General features: G+C 49.9%; 19 protein-coding genes and 1 CRISPR repeat array. Of the genes, 4 read left to right on the top strand and 15 right to left on the bottom strand.

The genetic code is table 11. The annotated features are described in order from the left end of the window. Positions 1-102: 102 nt before the first annotated feature. The 5 genes from JFN88_RS01310 to JFN88_RS01290 form a co-directional block, all read right to left on the bottom strand. Positions 103-1,398: a DUF4129 domain-containing protein gene (locus JFN88_RS01310; RefSeq protein WP_199017484.1), complete on the bottom strand. Its 1,296-nt coding sequence runs from the start codon at positions 1,396-1,398 to the stop codon at positions 103-105. Then, a complete protein-coding gene (locus JFN88_RS01305; RefSeq protein WP_199017483.1) occupies positions 1,382-2,482 on the bottom strand; it encodes a DUF58 domain-containing protein in 1,101 nt (366 codons plus the stop codon). The genes JFN88_RS01310 and JFN88_RS01305 overlap by 17 nt, the downstream gene beginning before the upstream one ends. Positions 2,483-2,491: 9 nt before the next feature. Further along, complete coding sequence (locus JFN88_RS01300) at positions 2,492-3,454, bottom strand: AAA family ATPase (RefSeq protein ID WP_199017482.1); 963 nt, start codon at positions 3,452-3,454, stop codon at positions 2,492-2,494. A 286-nt stretch (positions 3,455-3,740) separates the two neighbouring features. Continuing rightward, complete coding sequence (locus tag JFN88_RS01295) at positions 3,741-4,619, bottom strand: metal-dependent hydrolase (protein WP_199017481.1); 879 nt, start codon at positions 4,617-4,619, stop codon at positions 3,741-3,743. Positions 4,620-4,796: 177 nt separating this feature from the next. Continuing rightward, positions 4,797-5,483, bottom strand: a complete 687-nt coding sequence (locus JFN88_RS01290; protein ID WP_199017480.1) for an HAD family hydrolase — start codon at positions 5,481-5,483, stop codon at positions 4,797-4,799. 210 nt (positions 5,484-5,693) lie between these two features. Between JFN88_RS01290 and JFN88_RS01285 the strand changes: the two genes are divergently transcribed. Both JFN88_RS01285 and JFN88_RS01280 read left to right on the top strand, forming a co-directional pair. Next, the gene (locus JFN88_RS01285) at positions 5,694-6,890 is read left to right on the top strand and encodes an oxalate decarboxylase family bicupin (RefSeq protein WP_199017479.1); all 1,197 of its coding nucleotides are present in this window, start codon (positions 5,694-5,696) and stop codon (positions 6,888-6,890) included. 137 nt (positions 6,891-7,027) lie between these two features. Next, positions 7,028-7,651 carry a TVP38/TMEM64 family protein gene (locus JFN88_RS01280; RefSeq protein ID WP_199017478.1) on the top strand — a complete coding sequence of 208 codons (624 nt, stop codon included), beginning with the start codon at positions 7,028-7,030 and terminating at the stop codon, positions 7,649-7,651. 15 nt (positions 7,652-7,666) lie between these two features. Here JFN88_RS01280 and JFN88_RS01275 read toward each other — a convergent pair whose 3' ends face one another. Further along, on the bottom strand, positions 7,667-8,203 hold the full coding sequence (locus JFN88_RS01275; protein ID WP_199017477.1) for a GNAT family N-acetyltransferase: 537 nt from the start codon (positions 8,201-8,203) through the stop codon (positions 7,667-7,669). 156 nt (positions 8,204-8,359) lie between these two features. On the opposite strand from JFN88_RS01275, the gene trhO reads away from it, so the two are divergent. Then, positions 8,360-9,265 carry an oxygen-dependent tRNA uridine(34) hydroxylase TrhO gene (gene trhO, locus JFN88_RS01270; protein WP_199017476.1) on the top strand — a complete coding sequence of 302 codons (906 nt, stop codon included), beginning with the start codon at positions 8,360-8,362 and terminating at the stop codon, positions 9,263-9,265. A 243-nt stretch (positions 9,266-9,508) separates the two neighbouring features. Here trhO and JFN88_RS01265 read toward each other — a convergent pair whose 3' ends face one another. From JFN88_RS01265 to JFN88_RS01255, 3 genes are all read right to left on the bottom strand, one after another. After that, positions 9,509-10,060: an HAD family hydrolase gene (locus tag JFN88_RS01265; protein WP_199017475.1), complete on the bottom strand. Its 552-nt coding sequence runs from the start codon at positions 10,058-10,060 to the stop codon at positions 9,509-9,511. Between the two features lie 49 nt (positions 10,061-10,109). Next, the gene (locus JFN88_RS01260; protein ID WP_199017474.1) at positions 10,110-12,506 is read right to left on the bottom strand and encodes a glycoside hydrolase family 95 protein; all 2,397 of its coding nucleotides are present in this window, start codon (positions 12,504-12,506) and stop codon (positions 10,110-10,112) included. 321 nt (positions 12,507-12,827) lie between these two features. Further along, positions 12,828-13,241: a VOC family protein gene (locus tag JFN88_RS01255; RefSeq protein ID WP_199017473.1), complete on the bottom strand. Its 414-nt coding sequence runs from the start codon at positions 13,239-13,241 to the stop codon at positions 12,828-12,830. Between the two features lie 872 nt (positions 13,242-14,113). Here JFN88_RS01255 and JFN88_RS01250 point away from each other — a divergent pair. Continuing rightward, complete coding sequence (locus tag JFN88_RS01250) at positions 14,114-15,673, top strand: glycosyl hydrolase family 18 protein (protein WP_199017472.1); 1,560 nt, start codon at positions 14,114-14,116, stop codon at positions 15,671-15,673. Positions 15,674-15,995: 322 nt separating this feature from the next. Beyond that, positions 15,996-17,364: direct repeats of the CRISPR family, unit length 32 nt; unit sequence GTTTCAATCCACGCACTCACGTAGAGTGCGAC. Positions 17,365-17,545: 181 nt separating this feature from the next. Here JFN88_RS01250 and cas2 read toward each other — a convergent pair. The 6 genes from cas2 to cas5c are packed head-to-tail and all read right to left on the bottom strand — an operon-like array spanning position 17,546 to position 23,027. Beyond that, positions 17,546-17,836, bottom strand: a complete 291-nt coding sequence (cas2, locus tag JFN88_RS01245; protein ID WP_199017471.1) for a CRISPR-associated endonuclease Cas2 — start codon at positions 17,834-17,836, stop codon at positions 17,546-17,548. An 8-nt stretch (positions 17,837-17,844) separates the two neighbouring features. Continuing rightward, positions 17,845-18,876 (bottom strand): type I-C CRISPR-associated endonuclease Cas1c, encoded by a 1,032-nt coding sequence (gene cas1c / locus JFN88_RS01240; protein ID WP_199017470.1) that lies wholly within the window; start codon positions 18,874-18,876, stop codon positions 17,845-17,847. Next, positions 18,873-19,532, bottom strand: a complete 660-nt coding sequence (gene cas4 / locus JFN88_RS01235; protein WP_199017469.1) for a CRISPR-associated protein Cas4 — start codon at positions 19,530-19,532, stop codon at positions 18,873-18,875. Before cas4 ends, cas1c begins: the two co-directional genes overlap by 4 nt. Continuing rightward, positions 19,519-20,388: a type I-C CRISPR-associated protein Cas7/Csd2 gene (cas7c, locus tag JFN88_RS01230; protein WP_199017468.1), complete on the bottom strand. Its 870-nt coding sequence runs from the start codon at positions 20,386-20,388 to the stop codon at positions 19,519-19,521. The genes cas4 and cas7c overlap by 14 nt, the downstream gene beginning before the upstream one ends. Then, positions 20,389-22,308, bottom strand: a complete 1,920-nt coding sequence (gene cas8c / locus JFN88_RS01225; protein ID WP_199017467.1) for a type I-C CRISPR-associated protein Cas8c/Csd1 — start codon at positions 22,306-22,308, stop codon at positions 20,389-20,391. Beyond that, positions 22,305-23,027 carry a type I-C CRISPR-associated protein Cas5c gene (gene cas5c / locus JFN88_RS01220; RefSeq protein WP_199017466.1) on the bottom strand — a complete coding sequence of 241 codons (723 nt, stop codon included), beginning with the start codon at positions 23,025-23,027 and terminating at the stop codon, positions 22,305-22,307. Before cas5c ends, cas8c begins: the two co-directional genes overlap by 4 nt. Positions 23,028-23,100: the final 73 nt, after the last annotated feature.

Here is a 23,100-nt window from a genome sequence, read left to right as displayed (position 1 = left end):
TTAAACCATGACTATCTCTTTTCAAAATTCACAGTTTAAATTTCAAAGCTCATAACTTACATTATGATTCGTCTTCCAGCGAGGAAAACGTTGATTTCAAAGTTAAATCAATTTTTCCTTTATACGCCGGATTTCCTCGGGCGGAACTTCATTTGCGCTATAACGCGCCTGCTCATACATATCCGTCAGTTGATGAGCCAGGCCAGGTTCATCACTCTCGCTTCTAAGCAACTCATCAAGGGTCTCCCTCGGTGTCTGATACGGCAGCCGTTCATAACCCTCTTTCCGCTTTTGGCGAAGCCAGACTCTGTACAGGAAACGAACTTTGTCATTGGCGCCCATATCCTCCTGCCAGCGTTCTCTGCCCCTCTTGCCGATGCTCTTCCGTCCCTTACCTTGCTTACTCCCGTTCCAGTCCAGTACCGTCTCGACTTCATCGACATACCCGTCATGAGCGAAACTGCCGCGCTGCCGGTTCAGCAACCGGCCAAGCCAGCGGCGAATTATGGAAGCTGCCCCAGGCACCCGTCTGATCCCCTTATAGAGCAGCCAAATCAGCAGGATACCCAGAGCGATCATGATGATGGCACTCAACAGCTTCTCCAGATACATGAGTAGCACGGAAGGCTCTCTCGGTTCGCCCGGGATCAACGGACTTATCTCGGGCGGCCCTGGCTCTAGCGGCGTCTGCTCTGGCGTCGCGCTCTCCCCTCTATCTTCAAACAGACTTTGTATCCAGTCCCTTAGCCAAATCAGCACCCGATCGAAGCGCTGAAGAAAGGTGAGCAGCAATACAGCCGCGAGCAGCAGGCCGATCTGTAGCCGGTTATGCCTGCGGACACCTGCTGGCAATGCCGAAGCCTCCCCACTCGCCGTCTCAATCCAAAGCATCCGGCTGTTGGAAATATACATTGCGGCGACAAGCGAGGCAATGCCGCAACCAAGAAGCAGCGAGGTGTACGGCTGCAGCTCCTGGACAAAACCGAAAATAATTGATGCGATAAAGTACAGGGACAGTCCCGTGAAATAAGCGCCTAACGGGAAACGCTCCCCCCAGGCAGCCTGATCGCTTCTGGCGCCCCGGTACAAAGAAATACCGATGAGCACTCCTGCTGAACCGAGGCTGGACAAACCCGCCCCATAGACTATATAAGACAAAGCTGCGCCGCCGACAATACAGAAGATCAACAGCCGATACAGCTGCCGCAGCTTCAGCAGGCTGCTTGCACAGCTTCCCAACCCATAGCTGAGCGCAAGAAGAAGCAACAACAGCAGCGCCGACCATCCGGAACCATGAAGCAGATAGACTTGAATAACAAGCAAAGCCGGGAAATAAAGCAGAAATTCCACAAACCCTTGGCAAGCCGCGTTCCGGGCTACCCTAAGCATTCTTGTCATAGACGGCCTCCCCTCTGAGCGGCAGCCATTGCACATCATGCCCCGCTCGTCTGAGACGGTCCAGTTGACTGCTGATTGAATCGCTCAAAAATGCGGAAATGACCAGGTAACCCACCCGCTGTTGGACAATCTCCGCTTCCTTTTGCAATAGCTCGTCAAACGGCATGGACAGCTCTATAAGCAGCTCTGCCATCGTATCCAAAAGCCGCTTGAGCTGAGCTTGTCCGCCTTGCGGCTCCATGCGGACAGGTTCCCTGTTCCGATCGAGCTGACAGGCATTGATCAAGAAGCCAAACTCCATTCCTTGGCTAGCGGCATAGCTCGCAACTCCCGCCGCGTAGGAAATCGCCCATTCGACACGCTGCTGTTCCTTGACCGTATTCCACATCCGCTCATGATCTTCAATATTAATAACGATCATCAGCCGGTTGTCCGCAGTATAGTCCCGCTTGTGCACCTGAAGCGCGCCCGTGCGCGCCGTCGCCTTCCAATTGACCCCTTTCATGGAATCTCCATAGCGGTATTCCCTGGTACCAGCCGTCATGAAGGGGTCCTCAACAATCCATCGCTTGACAATTCGCTCCCCATGCCAGCTCTGCGTGGGCAATGACAGCTCTGATAGCGGCAGCGGCTTCGGGTATACCTTCAGTTCGGAGCCGACATGAATCCGCTTTGATGTGCTGTTCATGCCAAGCGCGTCTCCGCAAGTCAAAGATACCGCGTCCATCCGGTAAACGCCGCGTTTTACGCAGGTGATTTTATGGCGTCGAGTAATTTTGGTATAAGGCAGCAGGCTGAACAAGCTTTTATGATTTTGCATAAATTGCCCTTCACTAATTTCCAGATTCGCTTGCCGCTCAAACCGCAATCCGATGTGAAGCAACGACTCCACCCTAAGCCAGGGCAGTGGAAGCAGCTTGTAATTTGCAATCTGTTCCACCATTTCGATTTGATCCCCCTGGAAGCATCGGTCCGTACTGAAGCTGCGGCTGTACGAGAGCCGGCGTTTTCCCCAGTATGTGTAAACGGCCGACTGCCCAATGCTGACCAACAGCGCCATCAATAAAATCCAGTGAATGTTCATCCCGACCTCCTATTTTCCCGGCGGATCAGCTTCGGCAGGCACAGGTATTTCACGGAGCAGGCTATTGATGAGCTGTTCATTGAATTGATTTCGGTCGTGCTGGAAGCCGGCAGGAATCAGACGGTGCGCAAGTACCGGCACTGCCATTGTTTTTACATCATCCGGAGTAGCAAAGCTTCGCCCCTGAAGTACTGCCTGCGCTTGGACGGCACGCAGCAGCGCCTGACTTCCGCGCGGACTGATTCCTGCAGCAAGCTCGTTGTGGCGGCGTGTTTCCTCGACAATTTGAAGCATATACAGCAGCAGATCATCATGAACGGTCACCTGTGTGTAGCTTTCCTGCGCGCGTACAATATCTTCGGCAGCAACAGCACTCCCCAGTTTGTCCAGCGGATTGGCTGTCTGGAATCTCTTCAGAATATGCAGACCTTCCTCAATAGTCGGATAGCCCATCCGAATTTTGAACAGAAAGCGGTCAAGCTGTGCCTCCGGCAGCGGGAAGGTTCCTTGATGTTCTACCGGATTTTGCGTGGCAATGACCAGAAATGGCCGGTTGAGCTTATAAGTCTGGCCGTCCACACTAACCTGCCGCTCTTCCATACATTCCAGCAAACTCGACTGGGTTCTTGGCGTTGCCCGGTTGATCTCGTCCGCCAGCAAAATGTTAGTAAACAGCGGGCCCGGCCGAAACTCGAATTCACTTGCTTTCTGATTAAAAAACTGGATGCCGCTCAAGTCCGAAGGAAGGAGGTCCGGTGTAAACTGAATGCGCTTGAAATCACAATCAATGGATTTCGCCACTGCCTTGGCGATCATCGTTTTCCCCGTACCCGGCACATCCTCGAGCAAAATATGACCCGAGGTCATAAGCGCAATCAGCAGTTTGTCGATCACCTCATCCTTCCCGACAATCACCTTGCTCACATGGTTTCGAATGGTATCAGTCAATGCTTTGATTTCCGTAAGTTTCATGGATACATCCACTCCTTTTGCGGCAAATAACAATCCATATAAAATTCAAGACCCAAAACCAAATGTAGTGCGCAACCTTTAGAGAGGGAAAATGCTACGGGACAGAGGATTCCTGTCCAGCACTAATCAAGCAGCAATTTTTATGTGGAGCTGTAATTAATGTCATTAATAATTAATAATCAAGGAATCGAGCTTTAACAGCGATCGGAAGAATCCTCTGCCACGCAGCGTTCCCTCCACCTAGAGGGCAACCACTAATTTTAGTTTTGAGCCATAATTAATAACATTAATTAATGTCTATATACTCATATAAGAATGAAGCACCCTTACGATAAAACCTGGGGTCGAACACACCGAGCTTTGTCCCGTCATCGACAATCACGACAAACGGAGACCACTCGACAAGCGTGCGAGCCTTCGGATTTTGCTCGAACAGTACTTCAAGATCGCTGTCTTCCTTAGACTCCAGTTCCGCTATCGGTGCAAGCCCTGTCCATATGGACCCTTTTTGCAACGTAACAATGCCGTCTTTCTTGCCAACTACCGTGAACACACCCGGAATAAAATCGGCTGCCAGCACAGACTGATCATACTGATCTTTCGTCTCATGAAGCAATGCCATGCCCTGGCCTGTCTGGGCAGCCGCATGGACAATCATCAACGCCCAGACAATCCGGTATATTTGATGAGGCGACCGGTGATACCGTTTCTTAATAATACGGGCTGTCCAATAACCGCCCAGCATGATCATCCAGAACACAACATCGACAATAGGAATGGTACCGAGCGTCAGTCTCGCCGAAGACAACGGTTCAAAATAACCTGTGCCCCATGCATTGAAAGTATCGCTTGTATCGTGAATAAAGACAGCCAGGAGCGACATGTTGAACCATCGCCACCCTTTTTCCTTGAACACAAGCCGGACAAACAAAGCAATGAAAGCCGCCCAGACCGGAACCATCAGCAAGGAATGCGAAATCCCGCGGTGCCACATTTGATAGCGCCCGGTTGTATCCCAAAACTGTGAAATCACATCCATATCGGGAATCTGGGAGCCGACCACGGTTGTAAACAACAGAGCTGCCTTTTGCCTCCGGCTCATATCGGTCTTGTTCACCGTTCCGTACAAGGCTAGTCCGAACAAAGTATGTGTAATCGAATCCATGGTTCCTCCAAAATAAGAATCGCTTGCTGCCCAAGCTTTATGATGCAGGAAATATTTCCTCCGTTTCATTTCCCGGGGAAGCGCAAAATCCGCCTCCTGCTTCTATGAAATGACATGGTTGTACGAAAAACCGTCGTTCTATGGCGGCTTTCATAGGCAGAGTTCGCGAGAAAGCAATTAACATCCGTCGTTTGCTCCCTCCATGAGAGCTTGAATAATAGCAGGAAGCTCGGATAACTGGCGGATGGCTGCTGTCGGGACAACTCCCCTCTCCTTCATTTCGGCTGCTGTTGTTTTGTAAGTGACAAACGGGACGCCCGCATCAAGCGATGCCCTGCCGTCAATCCATGAATCCCCTACAGAAATCCAGTTCTGGTCGGCAATCCGGGGAAAATGTAGCTTTACCAGCAAATAAGCCGAAGGAGAAGGCTTCAGCGCCTCCATCTGGTCCCTCCCTATAATTAAATCGAAGCAGGAATGTATGCCGGTGGAATGCAGCGCGCTCTCTGCCGCGACCAAAGCATTGTTGGTTACCAGTACAAGCGTGTAGTCTCCATATAGGGCTGTCAGAAGCGCTGTCGCTCCGGGCTCAAGCCCTACACCCTGCATGCCGTCATACTCATGGCGGGCAATGCTTGCCAGCAGCTCCCGCTCCAGTTCGCTGGTAATCCCTTGCTGCCGGGCGTAGTCCAGCAGCATCGACGATGTATGGTGTTGAGCGGGAAAATCCTCCTTCACGATGCCATGGAGAATGAGCATTGCAAGCAAATCCCGCTTCATGGCCTGAAAATCAATTGTAGACTGCAACAGCGTATTGTCCATATCAAAAATAATGCCACGTTCAGATTTACGGTGCGTATTCATCAGACTCCTTTTCCGATGTAAGACTTGCATATAGGTAAGCATACACTTCCTTCCAGAATAGAACAAGCCGATATTTGGAATGAATTGGGGTTTAATACAAGACAAAAAAACGCCTACTCTCCAAAGCTTCAAACAAAGTTCTAAGGCAGCCGCCTAGCGAATAGACTGCTTCATTGAGCGTGTCAAACACTGTAGAGGAGGTGTTGTTGGATGTCTGAAAATGCCGGGGAGCGTCATAGCCGTCCTGTCATCCCTCAGCCAATCCGCAAAAGCGATGGCGCAGGGGCAACGGATTTGGGGCCGCGCGACGTAATGCGGGATTTGGAAAACCCGGATATGCTGGTGCCTCCGGTGACCGATGCCGGGCTGATTCCCAATCTGAAGTTTTCATTCTCGGATACTCATATGCAGCTTAATCAAGGGGGGTGGTCGCGAGAAGTTACAGTGCGGGAACTGCCTATCGCAACTACACTGGCCGGAGTCAATATGAGGGTTACTCCAGGCGGTGTGCGGGAGCTGCATTGGCATCAGCAGGCGGAGTGGGCTTATATGCTGTTGGGGAACGCAAGGGTAACCTCCGTCGACCAGAACGGGAGAAATTTTATTCATGATGTCGGTCCGGGCGATCTGTGGTATTTTCCACCCGGAATCCCCCACTCCATTCAAGGTCTGGAGGAGGGTTGCGAATTTTTACTGGTTTTCGACGACGGCAATTTCTCGGATCTGAATACGCTATCGATTTCCGACTGGTTCGCACATACGCCCAGAGAGGTACTGTCCGCCAACTTCGGAGTGCCCGAAAGCAACTTTGACGGGATTCCGTCTGGGCAAGTATATATTTTTCAAGATGAGGTGCCCGGTTCAATCGCAAGCCAGCAGGTTGAATCTCCTTATGGAACCGTTCCGCTAAGCTTTACTCACAAGCTGTTTGCACAAGAACCCATCAAGACTCCGGGCGGTACGGTGCGGATTGTGGATTCCACCAACTTCCCCATCTCCAAGACGATTGCTGCTGCACTAGTAGAGATTTATCCCGGCGCCATGAGGGAGCTGCATTGGCACCCGAACAATGATGAATGGCAGTATTACTTGACAGGTGAAGGCCGGATGACAGTATTTGCCGGTAATGGCGCCGCTCGCACGTTTAATTATCGAGCCGGCGACGTCGGCTATGTGCCGTTTGCCTTTGGACATTATATCCAGAACACCGGCAAGGACAGCCTGTGGTTTCTGGAAATGTTCAAGAGCAGCCGTTTTGAGGACATCTCGCTGAACCAATGGATGGCGCTTACGCCGCGCGATCTTGTCCGGGACAATCTCCATGCCTCATCAAGTCTTCTGAACGCACTGCGCAAGGAAAAATGGCCCGTTGTCAAATATCCCGGCTTCAGTAGTGAACCGAGATAATTCAGCCATGTATATTCCTTAGTTGCCGCACAAGAAAGAGAAATAGTACAATAGAGAAAATAAAATGAACGTTTCACGGATGCCCGTCCGCCCAACTCAGCCGAGCATCCGTGAAACGGACAAGGCTGGTATGCGACATGAGGTTATGGAAGGTCGGACTCATTTATCTGGGGATTGCTGCCCTGTTTTTCTATTATCGGACAGAACTGTCGAATTGGCTGATTCATCAGTACCCGCCAATCGGGCTTGTCTTTGCGGTTGCCGTGGCTCTTGCTATATTTCCGGTACTGCCCTACAAGCTCATTATCGGGACACTTGGCTTCAAATATGGTCCGCTATCCGGGGCGCTGATTAGCTGGGCTGCGGTGTCCGTAGCGTCCATCCTGTTGTTTTTGGCGGCAAGAAAATTATTTCGTGAGAGAGCAATCGCCTATATCAATCGCTTTGAACAAGCCGAACGAATTGGACAAATGATTGAGAGGCGTCCCTTTTTGACTATCTTTATTGCCCGGCTAATTCCATTTTTCCCGCAGGGACTTGTCAATCTTTATCCCGCCTTTTTATCTGTACGGCTGTCTACCTACATTGTCGCTTCTTCCCTCGGAAAAATTCCGGCGATGCTGCTCTTTTCTTATTTGGGAGCCCAATTGTTCACAGATTGGAGACGGGCTTTGCTTGTCCTTGCCGTATATTCCTGTGCAGTACTTGCCGCTTATTTGTGCTACCGCCTCTGGTTCCACAAACCGACCGCCGGCCAGTGATTGCGGATATGCCGTTCAGCGGTCGAACAGACTCCCTTTATCCCACTCTTCCTTCAATACCGCATAGTAATACTCGTCCCACCACCCGCCGTCGCCCCGAGGTATACATTGCTTGAAGAAACCCTCCCGACGCATGCCAAGCTTCTCCATCACACGCCAGGACGGAATATTGTCCGGCTGACAGGTCGCAATGATCCGATGCAGATGCAATCTGCAAAAACCATAATCCATGACCGCACGGGCAGCTTCAGTCGCATAGCCCTGATTGCAGTAACGGGGATCAAATACCCAACCGATCTCATACGTATGCTGACCAAAGTACGGGTGAAAGACGATATGCCCGATAACCGCCCCCGTCTCAGCCTGTACAACAGCGTAATTTCGGGGAGCGGATACGATATTTTCTTCAAGAAATGAACGAACACCAGCTTCATCGAGGGCGCCGCCGGGGATATAAAACATCACATCCGGGTTTGAAGCATAGCCCTGCACCTCGGTATGGTCATTATGCCGGAACAGACGAATGCATAATCTTCCCGATTGAATAAACATGGTTCTCCTCCTTGTTTGCGTTTCTATATATTTTGGGAAAAATACTGGAATGTCACCGAATGTTGAAAATTCCGCACTTGTTAAACCGACACGTTATGTTACAATATCTTTTGAGCTGTTTAAGCTATGAAACTTCTATAGAAAAGGTGACATACAATGGATAATAAATCGGCATTTACAGTGCTGCTCTATTATAAATTTGTCAAGCTGGACAACGCGGAGCAATTCGCGCAAGAGCATCTTGCATATTGCAAAGAATTAGGGGTTAAAGGCCGGATTCTAATCGCGGATGAAGGCATTAATGGCACGCTCTCCGGGACGCCGGAGCAAGCGGAGAAATATATGAATGATTTGCGGGCAAATCCGCTTTTATCGGATATTGTGTTTAAGATTGATACTTCGGACCAGCATGTTTTCAAGAAGATATTTGTCCGCTACAAGAAAGAACTTGTTACTTTCCGTTATGACGAGGCCGAACTGGACCCGAATGTAATCGGCGGCAAACGGCTCTCGCCGAAAGAATGGCATGAATATTTGCAGCGTGATGATGTTATTGTACTAGACGGCCGCACTGGCTATGAATTTGATATTGGCCACTTCCGCGGCGCTATTCGGCCAGAGGTCGATTCCTTCCGGGAATTTCCGGAGTGGATACGTGAGAATATGAAAGATTACAAGGACAAGCCTGTTCTTACTTACTGCACCGGCGGTATCCGCTGTGAGAAGCTGAGCGGTTTTCTCATTCAGGAAGGCTTTCAGGATGTATACCAGCTTGAAGGCGGAATTGTAACGTATGGTCAGGATGAAGAAGTTAAAGGACATCTGTGGGACGGCAAATGCTATGTATTCGACGAACGGATTTCTGTGCCGATCAACCATACCGATGAGGATGTCGTAGTCGGCAAGTGCCATCACTGCGGCAAGCCGGAAGACCGCTATATCAATTGCGCTCATGACCCTTGTCATCTCCAGCATATTTGCTGTGAGGAATGCGAGGCTGAGCATAACGGATACTGCTCAGACGAGTGCAGTCACAACGCAGCAGAGGCGGCAGCAGTTTAACCATAAGTATAGAAGTTGAACGAAAGAAAGTCAGGCGTGCGTGTGAAAGGTTCTTCCGATCGCTGTTGTTCCCGGAGTCTCCAGAATCCTTTCACACTCCGGCCACCTACTTCCGTTTCTTTAGTGCAACTTATATAGCTTTCGCGTAGAAATATTTATAAAGGGGAACTAGATAACCTTAATATTGGAACGAAGAGCAACTGCGATAGGGTGTGCAGTTGCTCTTCGTTATGTGAATGAGGCTTAATTTGCTGCCAAACTTTCGTTCACAAGCTGTTCATTTAATTGATCCGCCAGGTCAAGCAATTGCAGCGGCTCACTGATCGTGTATACTGGACGCTCGCTCTCATCAGCCGGTTCATGCGGATAACGCGGAGTCCAGTTGATGAAAATGCTGGTAATACCCAGCGCGTTGGCGCCTTTGATATCACGGCTCAGGTTGTTTCCAACCATCGCTACGCGGCCGAAATCAGCCTCGCTCAGCTCAATCGATCCTGCTGCCGCTTTGAACATACGGGCGCTTGGCTTGGTTGCCTTGATGTTCTCGGAGTAGATCATCGTTGTGAAATAATCGTACAGGCCTAGCTGTTTATATACGTTTTTGAACGACTGAGCGTCGCCGTCTGCAACCATAACAAGCGTGTACCCCCGCTCGACAAGCGTCTTCAGCATAATATCCGCACCGGGGATAATGCTGGCCGAGGTGACAATTCCCTCTTCATCGCGTGTTTCTGTTGACTCATCAATAATAGTATCTCCGCTGTCCAGGAATAGAATCAATTTTTTCTCGCTCATTGGCAGTCCTCTTTTCGTTAGTTAGGTTTATATCATTGAGTCCCCGGGATTACCCTTGGCGAACCAGTTTGTACGTACTGCCTGCCTTGGCAGCAAAAGTTACAATGTCATGTGCGGACTCGCCTGCTTGTACCGGCTTGCCGTTTTGAAGCACAGTTACCGGAACTGACGTGCGGACAGACAGGTCGCCGTCTTGCGCGGAGACAATCTCCGCTTCCCGCAATTTCCCCTCGCCCCAGGTCAGACTGATCTCATAGCCGCCGCGCGCTCTAAGTCCGGTCACTGAACCTTCGCTCCAACTGTCCGGAAGGGACGGAAGCAGATACAAATAAGGCTCATGCGATTGCAGCAGCATCTCGACAATTCCTGCCGATGCCGCAAAGTTGCCATCAATCTGGAACGGCGGATGCGCATCAAACAGGTTGGCATATACGCCGCCGCGATGATAGTTATCCGGCTCGCTGTCCTTCACCAGTCGAAGCAGATTGGCGATCAGGCCAAGCGCACGGTTGCCATCACCGAATCTCGCCCACAGTGCGACCTTCCAACCAAGGCTCCAGCCTGTACCCTCATCTCCTCTGCGGATGAGCGATTGCTTGGCAGCCTCAAACAATTCCGGTGTCTGCTCTTTCGTCAACTGCCGTCCAGGGTATACGCCGAACAGATGCGACACATGACGATGGTGGATGTCTCCATCCTCATAATCCTTATACCATTCCTGCAATTGACCATATTTGCCGATCTGTAGCGGGAACAGCTTGTCTCTGACCGTTGCCACTTCCGACACGAATGCCTCGTCAATGCCTAGCTCTTCTGCAGCACGGATACAGTTGGTGAACAGTTCCCAGATGAGCGTTAAGTCCATTGTCGTTGCCGCGCTCAAGCCGAATTCGCCATCAGCCGTTCTGAACTTATGCTCCGGCGAGGTCGACGGCGACGTAATCAGACGGCCTTCGCTATCCTCATGGAGGAAATCTAGACAGAATAACGCAGCTCCCTTCATCACTGGATATGCGCGCTCACGCAGGAATTCTTCATTTCCGCCAAATTGGTAGTGCTCCCATAGGTGCTGGGTCAACCAGACTCCCGCCATCGGCCACAGTACCCAGATCGGATCGCCGTCGCCGTAGTCGCCTACAGGCGCCGACTGCGCCCAGATGTCGGTATTATGGTGCACCGTCCAGCCGCGGGCTCCATAGTTCACACTGGCTGTCTCCGTACCGGTCTTGTACAAATTGCCGATCAAATCAAATAAAGGTTCATGGCATTCTGCCAGGTTGCAGGTCTCAACCGGCCAGTAATTCATTTGTGTATTGATGTTCAAGGTGTAGTTGCTGCTCCATGGCGGTCTGGTCGATTCATTCCAGATCCCCTGCAAATTGGTCGCCTGCGAGCCTGCTCTGGAGCTGGCAATCGTCAAGTAACGGCCATATTGGAACAATAGGGTTACCAGTGCGGGATCAGAAGCGCCATATTCCGCGATGCGATCTTCGGTCGATATCCCCTCTGGCGCTGTAGAATCACCAAGATGGAGCTGAACCCGGTCATACAAGGAGCGGTAATCCGCAATATGCGCCTGCCGGAGCTGTCCATAAGAGCGCGCCTCAGCCTGGCCGATCAGCTTGACTGCTTCCGCAGCAGCATCCTTGCCTTCCTTGCCCGGATTTTTATCAAAACCATTGAAACTCGTTGACGCACTAAATAAAAAGGTAGCGCTGGTGCTGTCCAATACATGGATGCCGTCACCATCGATTTCAACGCGGCCGTCCTCGATTTGAACCGAAAGGCAGCCTTCAAATTTCATTGCGTTTGACGACTCGGCATCACCGTATATGACAGGTTTCGCTGTATTAAAGTAGTTAGGCGCGGTATACTCAGGAGCTGTCCCGCGAAGATGAAAACGGTCTCCCGCTGCAGCTGTCTTGTACCGAAGCGGGCTGCTTAGTCCGGCATGAACGCTTAGCATGCCCGGCGTGCTTGCAGTAAGGCGCAGAACAATCACCTGATCCGGGTAGGAAGCAAATAGTTCACGGGTATAGGTCACCCCGCCAATGACATACTCCACTGTTGTGACCGCATTGTCCACATCAAGCGTACGCTTATACGAATGGTAGACAGACCCATGGTCAAAACGGAGATGGATATCTCCCAATGGCAGATAGGACTGCGTATAGGGTCCCATCATCTCCTGGCCTATGCGGTCGGCTTCAGCATAGCGGCCTTCCTTGATCAACTCGCGTACGCGGGGCAGAATTTCTTTGGCTCCAGGGTTGTTCCAATCCTTCGGATACCCGGACCACAAGGTATCCTCATTCAGGGCAATTCGTTCTCTATCTACCCCTCCAAATACCATGGCGCCAAGCCTTCCATTGCCGATTGGCAGCGCTTCCGTCCACGCTATTGCAGGCCTGCCGTATTGGAGTGTAACAGGCTTCGTCTTGTACATGGTTGACCATCCCTTTCATTTCATGCATTTTGCCAGCTTTGCCATCATAATTCTAGCACAATTTTTGAGAAGCAGGTATACATTTTCGTGTACTTGTCAGACCTCTTATGATAGCAAAAACCGAGCAGCAAATAGGCATGAACCAGCCCCCTTATTTAGCGGTCATCCGAAAGAAGGTAAAGCGCTTAACCTCATACAAGTCACCCATATTCAACCCAAGTCCTGTATCTCCGAAAAACCTGACGCCATTCTTGGCAAAAGCAGCCCTGCTCCCAAAGGCTCAGGGCTGTCCATTTTACACAATTTTTAAAGTTGTGCGCGCTATTCTTCCAAGCTGAATTGCCACTGTATGCCGAATTTATCTGTCAGCATACCGTAACATTTGCTCCAGAATGTCGGCTGAAGCTCCAGTGTCACCTGACCGCCATCTTGAATTTTGCCGAAAGCCTTGCGCAGCTTCTCTTCATCAGATAGCACAACGGCCAGACTGATGTTGTTGCCTGGAACGAAGGGCATGCCTGGGAACACATCCGAGAACATGACGTTGCTGCCAAACACATTAAGCCGTGTGTGCATAATGAGATGCTTCGCTTCTTCCGGAAGAGGGAATTCCGGGTTTGGAGGTGTCTCCCCAAATGTCATAAAATTAGGCGCTTCTGTTTCAAAAACCTGTGCATAAAACTCTACGGCCTCGCGACAATTCCCATTGAAATTCAAATACACGTCTACTGACATTGTCAAGCTCCTTTATCCGAAAATGATTGGCATGTCCAGCCGATATTACTATACTATATTATCTTGAGCTATTCAATTGCCGTCGCAAAAAGAAGGTTCATTGCTGAATGAGGTTGAAATAGCATCCAAAAACTCAATTTTTCCCATTGGAAGATAAATTTCGAAATTTTTTATTGACAACTCTTTGAAATTTGTATTATCCTTGTTTTTACAAAGACAGACATTTTATTCCGATGTTCGTTCCCTCCCTCTTATCTTCAATTTCGAACGTCAATCGGACTTCAATCGCCCCGTCCTTCCTCCTTATTCTATATTCACACCTTAGACAGGGAGGCACTAAGCGCGTCTTGCGCAAGACCCCAGTTTACGCCACACCCGTTGCTTCACTCTTTTTCAACACATTTTGCAAATTTCATCTTTGATCTCGGACGACACTTCGTATCTCCAATCCACAATTTGTATGCCGCATATCTCTATTTTTCATGTTTGCTTTATTCCGGTTTTCACAATTGCAGAAGTTAATAGAGAAATAACCCAAATAGAAACCGCTTTCAATCAATGCATTCCGATATCTGTATTCCTCTGTTCCCATTTTCTGCAAATCAACAGAAAGGATGCGAAGCAATGCGAATCAGCAATTGCCTGCGAGCGACTAGTGCAGCCCGGAAGAAGATAGCGCTTACAAATGTCCACTCGAGCCGTTCGGTAGAAACCAGATTTGGGGGGAGAGCGCCGCCATCCGAATTGCAGCCTATGAATGCGCTATCTTGCCAAGTTGCAACAAATTGATAGGATTGACGTCCTCTTTCTGTAATGTGAAGCTCGCTCGCTAGTCAGAACTTTTCCAATCCAATTGTAAAGGAGAATCCGTAATGAATGTAAAACACGCTGGCCTTACCCCTTCTTTCGGGAAATCGCTTCTGCTCCTGCTCCTCTCTTTCACCCTCATTGCCTCAACGCTTGGCTTGACTGCTCCTGCCAACAAAGCTTATGGAGCGCCGTTACCGAAGAAAATCATCGCCTATGTAGCAGGCTGGGCCAACTGGACCGCGAATGACCTGAACGTCGAGAGACTGTCGCATATCAATTACTCCTTCGCCCTGATCTCCAACGGCAGAGCGACGCTTACGAATTCTGACCGCACGAAGCTGCAATTGATGGTTGGACTGAAATCCAGAAATCCGGACTTGAAGGTTTCCATCGCAGTTGGCGGCTGGGGGGCAAACGGCTTCTCTGATGCAGCGCTGACGAACGCTTCCCGTACAACGTTTGCAGACAGCATCGTTGATTTGGTGACGCAAAACAACCTTGACGGTGTTGACATCGATTGGGAGTACCCGACCAACCCAGCAGGCGGCACATTAGCCCGCCCGCAGGATAAGCAAAATTTCACGCTGCTCTTGGCGAAAATTCGAGAGAAATTGAATGCCCGAACCCAAATTAGCGGCAAAAACTATCTGTTGACCATCGCTGCTGGAGCAAGCAGCGGCTATCTGAACGGTGTGGAAATTAATAATATTACCCCGATCCTAGACTGGATTAATATTATGACTTATGATTTCCACGGCGGCTGGGAGTCCTCCACAGGTCATCACGCGAATCTCTCCGGTCGTGACATCAGTGTGACCTCCTCTGTAAACCTGTTCCGCAATGCTGGCGTACCCGCTAGCAAAATCGTAATCGGCGGCGCATTCTACGGCCGAGGCTGGAGAGGCGTCCAAAACAGCAACAACGGTCTTGATCGTACTGCCACCGGCAGCGGCTTCGAGGTCGACTATAATACAATCGCCAGCCAATATCTGAACAAAAACGGCTATGTTCGTTATTGGGACAACAACGCACAAGCTCCTTACCTGTTCAATGGCAACACCTTCATTACTTATGATGACCCGCAATCTCTCAAATTGAAGGTTCAATATGTGAAAAACAATAACCTGGGCGGCATTATGTTCTGGGAGTACAGCAATGACAGAAGCGGAACCTTGCTGCAAGCGATTCACTCGGAAGTCGTCAGCGGCACCAATCCGAACCCGAGTGGATTCTCCTATCTGGTAGCACAAGCCAACCAGAAGATCGTCGCAGCGGACAACTACGGCAATGATCCGCTTGTTGCCAATCGCGATACAGCCGGAGACTGGGAACTGTTCGAGTTTATTACCAATTCCGACGGAACCGTGTCTCTTAAGTCAAAAGTCAATGGAAAGTATGTTACCGCAGATATTAATAACGGAGGCAGACTCATCGCCAGGGCTACAACCATTCAGCAATGGGAGAAATTCAACCGGGTAAACCTGAGCGATGGAACGATTGCGCTCCAGGCGCTTGCCAATAATCTGTATGTCACGGTTGAGGTGAATAACGGAGGCAGACTTATCGCCAACCGCGCTTCGGTCGGCGGGGCATGGGAAGCTTTCCGGGTTCATAATACGTAATTTGACCAAAGCGTAAACGAAGGCATTGTCGCCTGTTGAACAGGCAAAGCTTCGTTTCGCGGTAAATATTTCAAGAAAGCCAGGGCTGCTTGCGAATATGCAGTCCTGGCGCTTTTTATACAGAGAATCGAATCAGCGTCACTGCTTCATGAATTTGTCCCATCCTGGACACCGGGTCCTCCCACAGCCAATCCTCAGACAAAATCGAGTGTTGGTGCGATCCTGGCGTAATCCTCATAATGATGACCATCAAAGTTTAAAATGATATCCGGCTTCAAGCAGATAAGTTAAGTTGCGGGGATTTGACGATGTGTGCCGTCTTGTTTCAATTCACGCACTCACGTAGAGTGCGACCTTTTTTGAGCAGTCCAACTGCCGGAGCAATGCCGGTTTCAATCCACGCACTCACGTAGAGTGCGACTTGTTGTGGATGTGCGGCTATGACCAAGTCTTTCAGTTTCAATCCACGCACTCACGTAGAGTGCGACATCTACTTTGCTGTCGATAATATTTTCCAAAAAGTTTTCAATCCACGCACTCACGTAGAGTGCGACACGTACCGGCAACTGGTGACTTCACGGCATATTTTGTTTCAATCCACGCACTCACGTAGAGTGCGACTGGGACACATCGAACGGAGCCGGTAACGTCATGCGGTTTCAATCCACGCACTCACGTAGAGTGCGACGACATGGCATCTTATACGACAGGTGCAGAGCAATATGTTTCAATCCACGCACTCACGTAGAGTGCGACTGTAGCCAGAAGAACACCCAACCAAAACCGACCAGTTTCAATCCACGCACTCACGTAGAGTGCGACAATGACCGTTCTGCCGTCTGAATATACGATGAGGTTTCAATCCACGCACTCACGTAGAGTGCGACATTTACGAACCGACTTCCGACCCGCAAAATTCTGTTTCAATCCACGCACTCACATGGAGTGCGACGTTGATCGGCAGATTGTTGGGGCGACTGCCGACTTGTTTCAATCCACGCACTCACATGGAGTGCGACGCAACCATACGTCATGTAGGGTTAACCTGCACCCCTGTTTCAATCCACGCACTCACATGGAGTGCGACCCCGCCGATTATTTAGGCGGGGACTTGAGATTTTGTTTCAATCCACGCACTCACATGGAGTGCGACTAGCAGTGACCATCTCGCCATACGTAAAAGACCGGTTTCAATCCACGCACTCACATGGAGTGCGACTCTCTTCCCGTTTTTTGAAGTTCACGGTGTAGAGCGGTTTCAATCCACGCACTCACATGGAGTGCGACAAGCTTCCGTCCCTGCTACAGCCTATTAGGACAACCAGTTTCAATCCACGCACTCACATGGAGTGCGACGCAAAATGGATTGCCAAAAAGTCTGTTGTAACGCGTTTCAATCCACGCACTCACATGGAGTGCGACATGGGCAACCAAAGGCCCTTTGGCCTCTTGATCCTTCGTTTCAATCCACGCACTCACATGGAGTGCGACCCTTATCTTCGCAATTGTGTTAACTGCTCATATACCGTTTCAATCCACGCACTCACATGGAGTGCGACTTTTGATTAGGCGTCAAAGTCCCTGACCAACCGGTTTCAATCCACGCACTCACATGGAGTGCGACATTACTGGTGCCGTGTCAAAACGCTTGCCGTCAAGGTTTCAATCCACGCACTCACATGGAGTGCGACAGCGAAAATGAACGGAATTGCCCCATGATCGGAATGAATTCCGATCATTTTCCCTAAAAACAATAGATTTACCAGAGCGAAAAATATTGACTTTCAGGCTACTCTATGATTTTACCATGTTTTCGACAAATTTCGAGGTGCGAAGGACCCGGGAAAATCATGGGAGCTTCACATTCGCACCTCAAAGAATCAATGGGCCGCTTATATCATAGGACGGCTTGGCTCCAACATGCTGAACCTTCGTCTTGTAGTTGTCTCCCAAATTATAAAAGCGCAAGCTATCCGTTGTCTCGTCAATTAATTCCTCTAATTCATACTTTAACCGCCGAAACTGGGTGGCGTCAACCATGCATTCAAATACAGAGTTTTGCACCCGTTGACCGTAATCCAGACACTTCTTGGCTACCTGGGACAGCCGTCTTCTGCCCTCCTTGCTTGATGTGCTGACATCATATGTAATCAGAACCAGCAATCGATCACCTACTTCCACAAAAATGGCGGGTACTCGTCCAAATCTCCACGGATATGTCTGGCCAGCAGCAATGCCTGGGCGTAAGGCACAAGCCCCCAGGAAATTTTCTCATTCAAATACGGATGCATAATCTTCTCCTGCTTGCGCTCCTGCCATGCTTGCAATACAATCTTCCTCGTATCATCGTCCATAATTACAGCGCCGTTTTCTTTCCTGTAAAAGCCCTTTTCATTAATCAGGCGCTTGTTGATCAGCGATAATACAAGACGATCCGCATAAACCCCGCGGAGTTCTTCCATTATATCCAGCGCAAGCGAAGCTCTTCCCGGACGGTCACGATGCAGGAACCCGACATACGGGTCCAGCCCCACCGCTTCCAATGCCGACTTCATGTCTTTGGACAACAGAGTATATGCAAAAGACAACAACGCATTAACGTTATCCAGCGGCGGACGCTTGTTTCGTCCATGGAAGAAAAAGTTCTCCTTTTGCTGTAAAATGAGCTGGTCGAACATCGAATTGTATTGCACAGCCGACGTTCCTTCCAAACCGCGCAACACCCCAAGGTCCTCTGCCCCGCGAATCAGCTTCATCGTCTCCGTCAAAGAGCCTGTAACCTGCTTCATTCGACTGGTATCAAGCCGCAGGGGATAATCCCGAGTTGCCCGCTCCAAAATCCACTTCTGATTATATACCTTACCGAAAATCATATTTCTCGACAGGAGCGCGCTCCGTCTCTCATCATCGGAAATGCGGTACTGCTCTTTTCTAAGCAGCACATTTCCTCTGTCTTCGCCAATAACACGGGCCAAAAAACGGCCGCTGCGGGTCATAAAAGTAAGCGCAATGTTACGGGAAGCACAAGCTCCCATCAATGCAGGACTCACCCCGGCATAACCGAATGTACATATCGACTCCAGATTATGCAGCGGATATCTGGCCAGCGTCTCCTCCTCTTTCTTCACGACAATATTCTCACCGTCAAGCGACAGATACGTGTCCGGCATAGTTACAAAAAAGGTATTCAGCAGCTTTTTCATTCATTTAACCTGCTTTCAATATAACTGGAGACGGATCTTTTGCTCATCATCCCCGGCAAACAAACCGAATTCAAGGAGCAGCTTTGACAATGCGGCCCCGTTTTAACTTTTGGGGTATGATGGTTTTGAAAATAATGCCGCATCTCCTGCAAGCTTTCCTGTACGCGCTCCCGATCTTCGGAGGAAACCGGAACTTCTACGCGGTGCTTGATCTCGTCATAATAGAGGTAACCTAACGACAGATCGCATACCAGCATTTCCTCCAGACAAATCAATTGAGCAATTAGCTGGGAACGGTCAGAATCGTTCTTCTTCGGCTTGCCTCGCTTGTACTCGACCGGGTAAGGAAGGAAAAGTCCTTCCTCCCCTGAGAGCGACACCCCGCTGGGATCACGGACAAATTCTACAACATCGCAAATCCCTGTAATACCGAGCTGCCTGGAATGCACCGGAAGCGCGCGAACGATAAGCTTGTCTCCCCGCTTCTCCCGAATCATCGGTTGGTCCGCCTTGGTGTGCAAATAAGCGCCTTCGACCGTACGGACATTTTCTTCCCACTGCTGCTCAATATGGATGAGCGCCCACTGTCGCTTGCAAAAATTAAAATGCTGAATGCCGGATAGCAGCAAATAATCTTCTTCGTTATAGTCCTTCATATTCCTGAACTTCCAGACCGTCAAGCGGCTGAATCGTGTACACATAGTCCTCTGCAGATTTGGCCTCGCTGACTTCTTCCTTCAAATGGATTTGCAGGGAGCGATGCACCTTGGCAGATGAATATTGTCCGAGCTTGTTTTTATGCTCCCACCAGTAGACACGATGCACCTCCATACTTCCATCCGGGCGTGCGGAAGAAGAGTCATTAGCGAACAAGCTCGTCAAAGCCTCGCGGATTTTCTCCGCATCTTCATGCGTGAAGCCCGTCTTTTCCGCCAATTGTGTATTAATGCTTCCATAGAATACATAGACGCCGAAATCTACTCTGTGCTTCATCCCCATTGTATCCGAGCTTTTCTTGTTCGGATCTTTGGCGGGGGTTACAGCGTTCACGCTTTTCGTAATCTGCATACTGGAAATATCGATCGGGGCCAGACTGACTGCGGTATGAATCGAGACAGGCCCGCGAATACCAATGGAGACATCCGTACCGCTGAACGCGAAGACTTGCCCGAAGCTGCGAACATCTATCCATGATTGACATGCAACTTGCGCATACAGATCATTGTTTTGCTTTTTGCCTTTTGCAAATTCCTGAAGCTCTGCATTCCCGTCTACACGGTCCTTGATACTGCGGTAAGCGTCCCCACGTCTCTCATCAGACTGAACCAGAATCGGTTCCCCATTATCTTGCAGCCTGTTGCGAATTTTTCTCTTCAAGCACACATCCGAAATTTCCCCGTATCCATCATAATTTTGCCGTGGACGATTGCCGTTAAGCGGATCGCCATTCGGGTTGGCATTGCGAACAGACAGCACGACAGCAAAGTCAATTTTATGATCCAAGGTACTCATCTACATCTCTCCCTCTTCATGATCCGTATTTTCTTGATCCGATGCTTCCTCTTTCTGCTTCTTGCTCGTATATAGATCGTAACGCTGACTATAAAAGCCCAACAGATAAAGGCCGCTAAGCGATTTGTCTGTAAAATCTTCCACTTTCAACTGCGAGCCTACTTCATCCAGCAGGCGATTATAGTAACCGGCTTCCGTTCCCAATCTTGCCTGATAGGGCTGAATGCTCGCTTGAATGGTTGTCCAGGTACGTCCCGGCCGCTGCGCAAAAGCGTTCATATACCGAATGGCATTGGTAGCCCGCTTCTCCTCTGTCTTGCTCAAAGCCCTTCTCTCTAATACATCCGCAATTGCAAGCATTCTGCCAAATAAATAGCTGCGATCCGTACATTGTGTATCCAGGGTCACAGTGAACCCCCCTTTTTCATAGGTTTTGCTAACCAAAGCGCAGGCAATACCGAGCGTCTTCTCCCACTCCCATTCGTCCATGCCTACAGGGTTGGAAGCGCGACTGATCGCACTGCGGACAATATCTATCGGGATCTTACGGGCATCAATAATAGAAGGCAGCATTCTTTCGATCAGACCTTTGACGACTTTATCATTTGCCCGAGAGCCGTAGGCTGCCAGTGCAATGTCCTTGGTGGCGGGCGCTCCGAAAAATGTAACGGTCTGGTTGTTCTCGTCCTTTTTGTGCGTGTGCCGCCAGCAGCAGGTTTCATGCCACGCTTCCAGACGGTCAAGGAACAGTTCCTTATTCATATCCCGGTAATAAACAATCGACATTCGCCCAGGCGTCGCCGCATCCAGAATCATAATAATGACATTGGATTTGTAATCGCCGCTATACCGATAGCCGCCGATCGCTTTCCGGATTTGATTCGCAAATTCCTTACGTGTCCGGTCTCCATCGCTTTGCTCCGAATCCTGATCCTGGTAAAGCGTGAAGCTGTCCGCAAAAAGATCGGGCACATCCAGTTGCTCCGTTCCCCATACCAGAAAAACTTTGCCGTCAATCGTATAGCCTTGCCGATCAATGAGCCATTTCAAGGCATTATGCGCTTTTTGCGAGACTTCGTAACTGACAGCAGCAGCGTCCCGGCTCGTTCGAAACCTCCCTCTGAACGTAAAGCCGCTCGTATCATTCGCAGAAATCAGCTTGGACTTGTCAGCCGAGTTTCGAATTCTGGAAGCGTGTTTGTCGGCATACGGGAGCTGTTCTCCGGTCACATAACACGTATCGATCTCCGTCAGCTTTAACTCATAGAATTGGATAAAAGCCTGCTGTACCGACGAGTCGCGCCACAGCCGATCCTCCGGCTCGCCGGGAACCTGCACCGCAAATCTGACGAAGGAAGCGCTCTGATCCGAGGCAATTACTTTGAACAGTTCCGGCTTCTCTCCATATTTGACTTCCATCGCGGGCGTCCATTTCTCAATCAGCCTGTTCTCATCATCGACCTTTAGTACCTTGGCCCGAATCAGATCGGTCATTAAAGTTCCTGCCGCAAGATATTGATAGACGGCCTGCACCTTGGGATGGGCAGCAGCCGACTCGCACCAGGAGCGCAATTGCTCTATGTAATCTTCATGCGGCGTACCTTTGGGCGGGTCACAGTATTGAGCATAGTCGCCAGCCACGTAGACCAGCTTGTCAAATAGCGGGTGAGGAACAGGAGCGCTCGTTCGGCTAGCCGAGGCTTCTGTACATGGAATAATGGTGCCGGCATCGGACTTATCGACGACTTTAGCTGAAACAAAGCCACCCTTGCCGTCCAGATTCACTTCAATATGCGCGCTTTGCGTCGTATGAGAGACAGGTATGAGGGCGTACTCGCTGCCATTTCGCTTTTTTTCGAACTTGCCGATTTGGTCTGTATTTTGCTCGTAGGTCGTGTTCAAATGAACGAGCCAGTTCATGCCTCTCCCCCCTCTGGAAACATTTCATCATACAGAAGGTCGACAGGCTGCATATTCCCGGCCCCGAAGGTCTTGATTGATCCCTCGCCTGTCTTCCGAACAATCGTGCATTCTTCAGGACGGATAAAGCGAACAACACCGTGCTGCATTTTGGCCCGCCAAAGTCTGGTTTCGCGGTCGATTCCGCCTGTCTCATCCGGGTAGCTGATTCCGTGAATCATATTGCCAAAATCAATTTCCGGAGCATCGTCATAGGCTCCGACGCCCTCTTCGAAGTTGCACGGCTCTACATAACCTTGACACTCGCGTGCGCCCAGAAAAATATCCCGGCGTCCTCCTGCTTTAACACAGCGTTTGGAGACGTTGTGATGCTTATGTTCGTTGCGGTCATGAATCAAATCTTCCCGATAGAGGTTGAATTCGAAATGAGCGCGAACGCGGTAGCGTACATCTTTCAAGTACGTATAGTAGGCTAAAGTATTTCCGCCTCCGTATTCAATCGGACGGATTCCTTTGGATTCGGTCTGGATAGGGTTCATAATTCGGACCTCATCGACGTACCACATGATCGTGGGCTTCCAGTAGATCGATTCGGTAATTCCTTTCAATGCCTGATAGGTTGGAATTTGGTAGCTGAATTTTTCCCCTCCAAGCTTGGTCAGCGGGTCTGTAAAAAGAGCATAATTGCCGTACACTTCAAACTCAATTTGGTTGCGCATCATTATCCTCCTTTCTTGACATGTAAGCGTTTATAAGTTTCTGTTCGAGCTGAACTTTTATTTCTGCGTAAGA

Source organism: Paenibacillus roseus (assembly GCF_016424485.1).
GTDB lineage: Bacteria > Bacillota > Bacilli > Paenibacillales > Paenibacillaceae > Paenibacillus_D > Paenibacillus_D roseus.
This window is presented reverse-complemented; position numbering and strand designations above follow the sequence as displayed.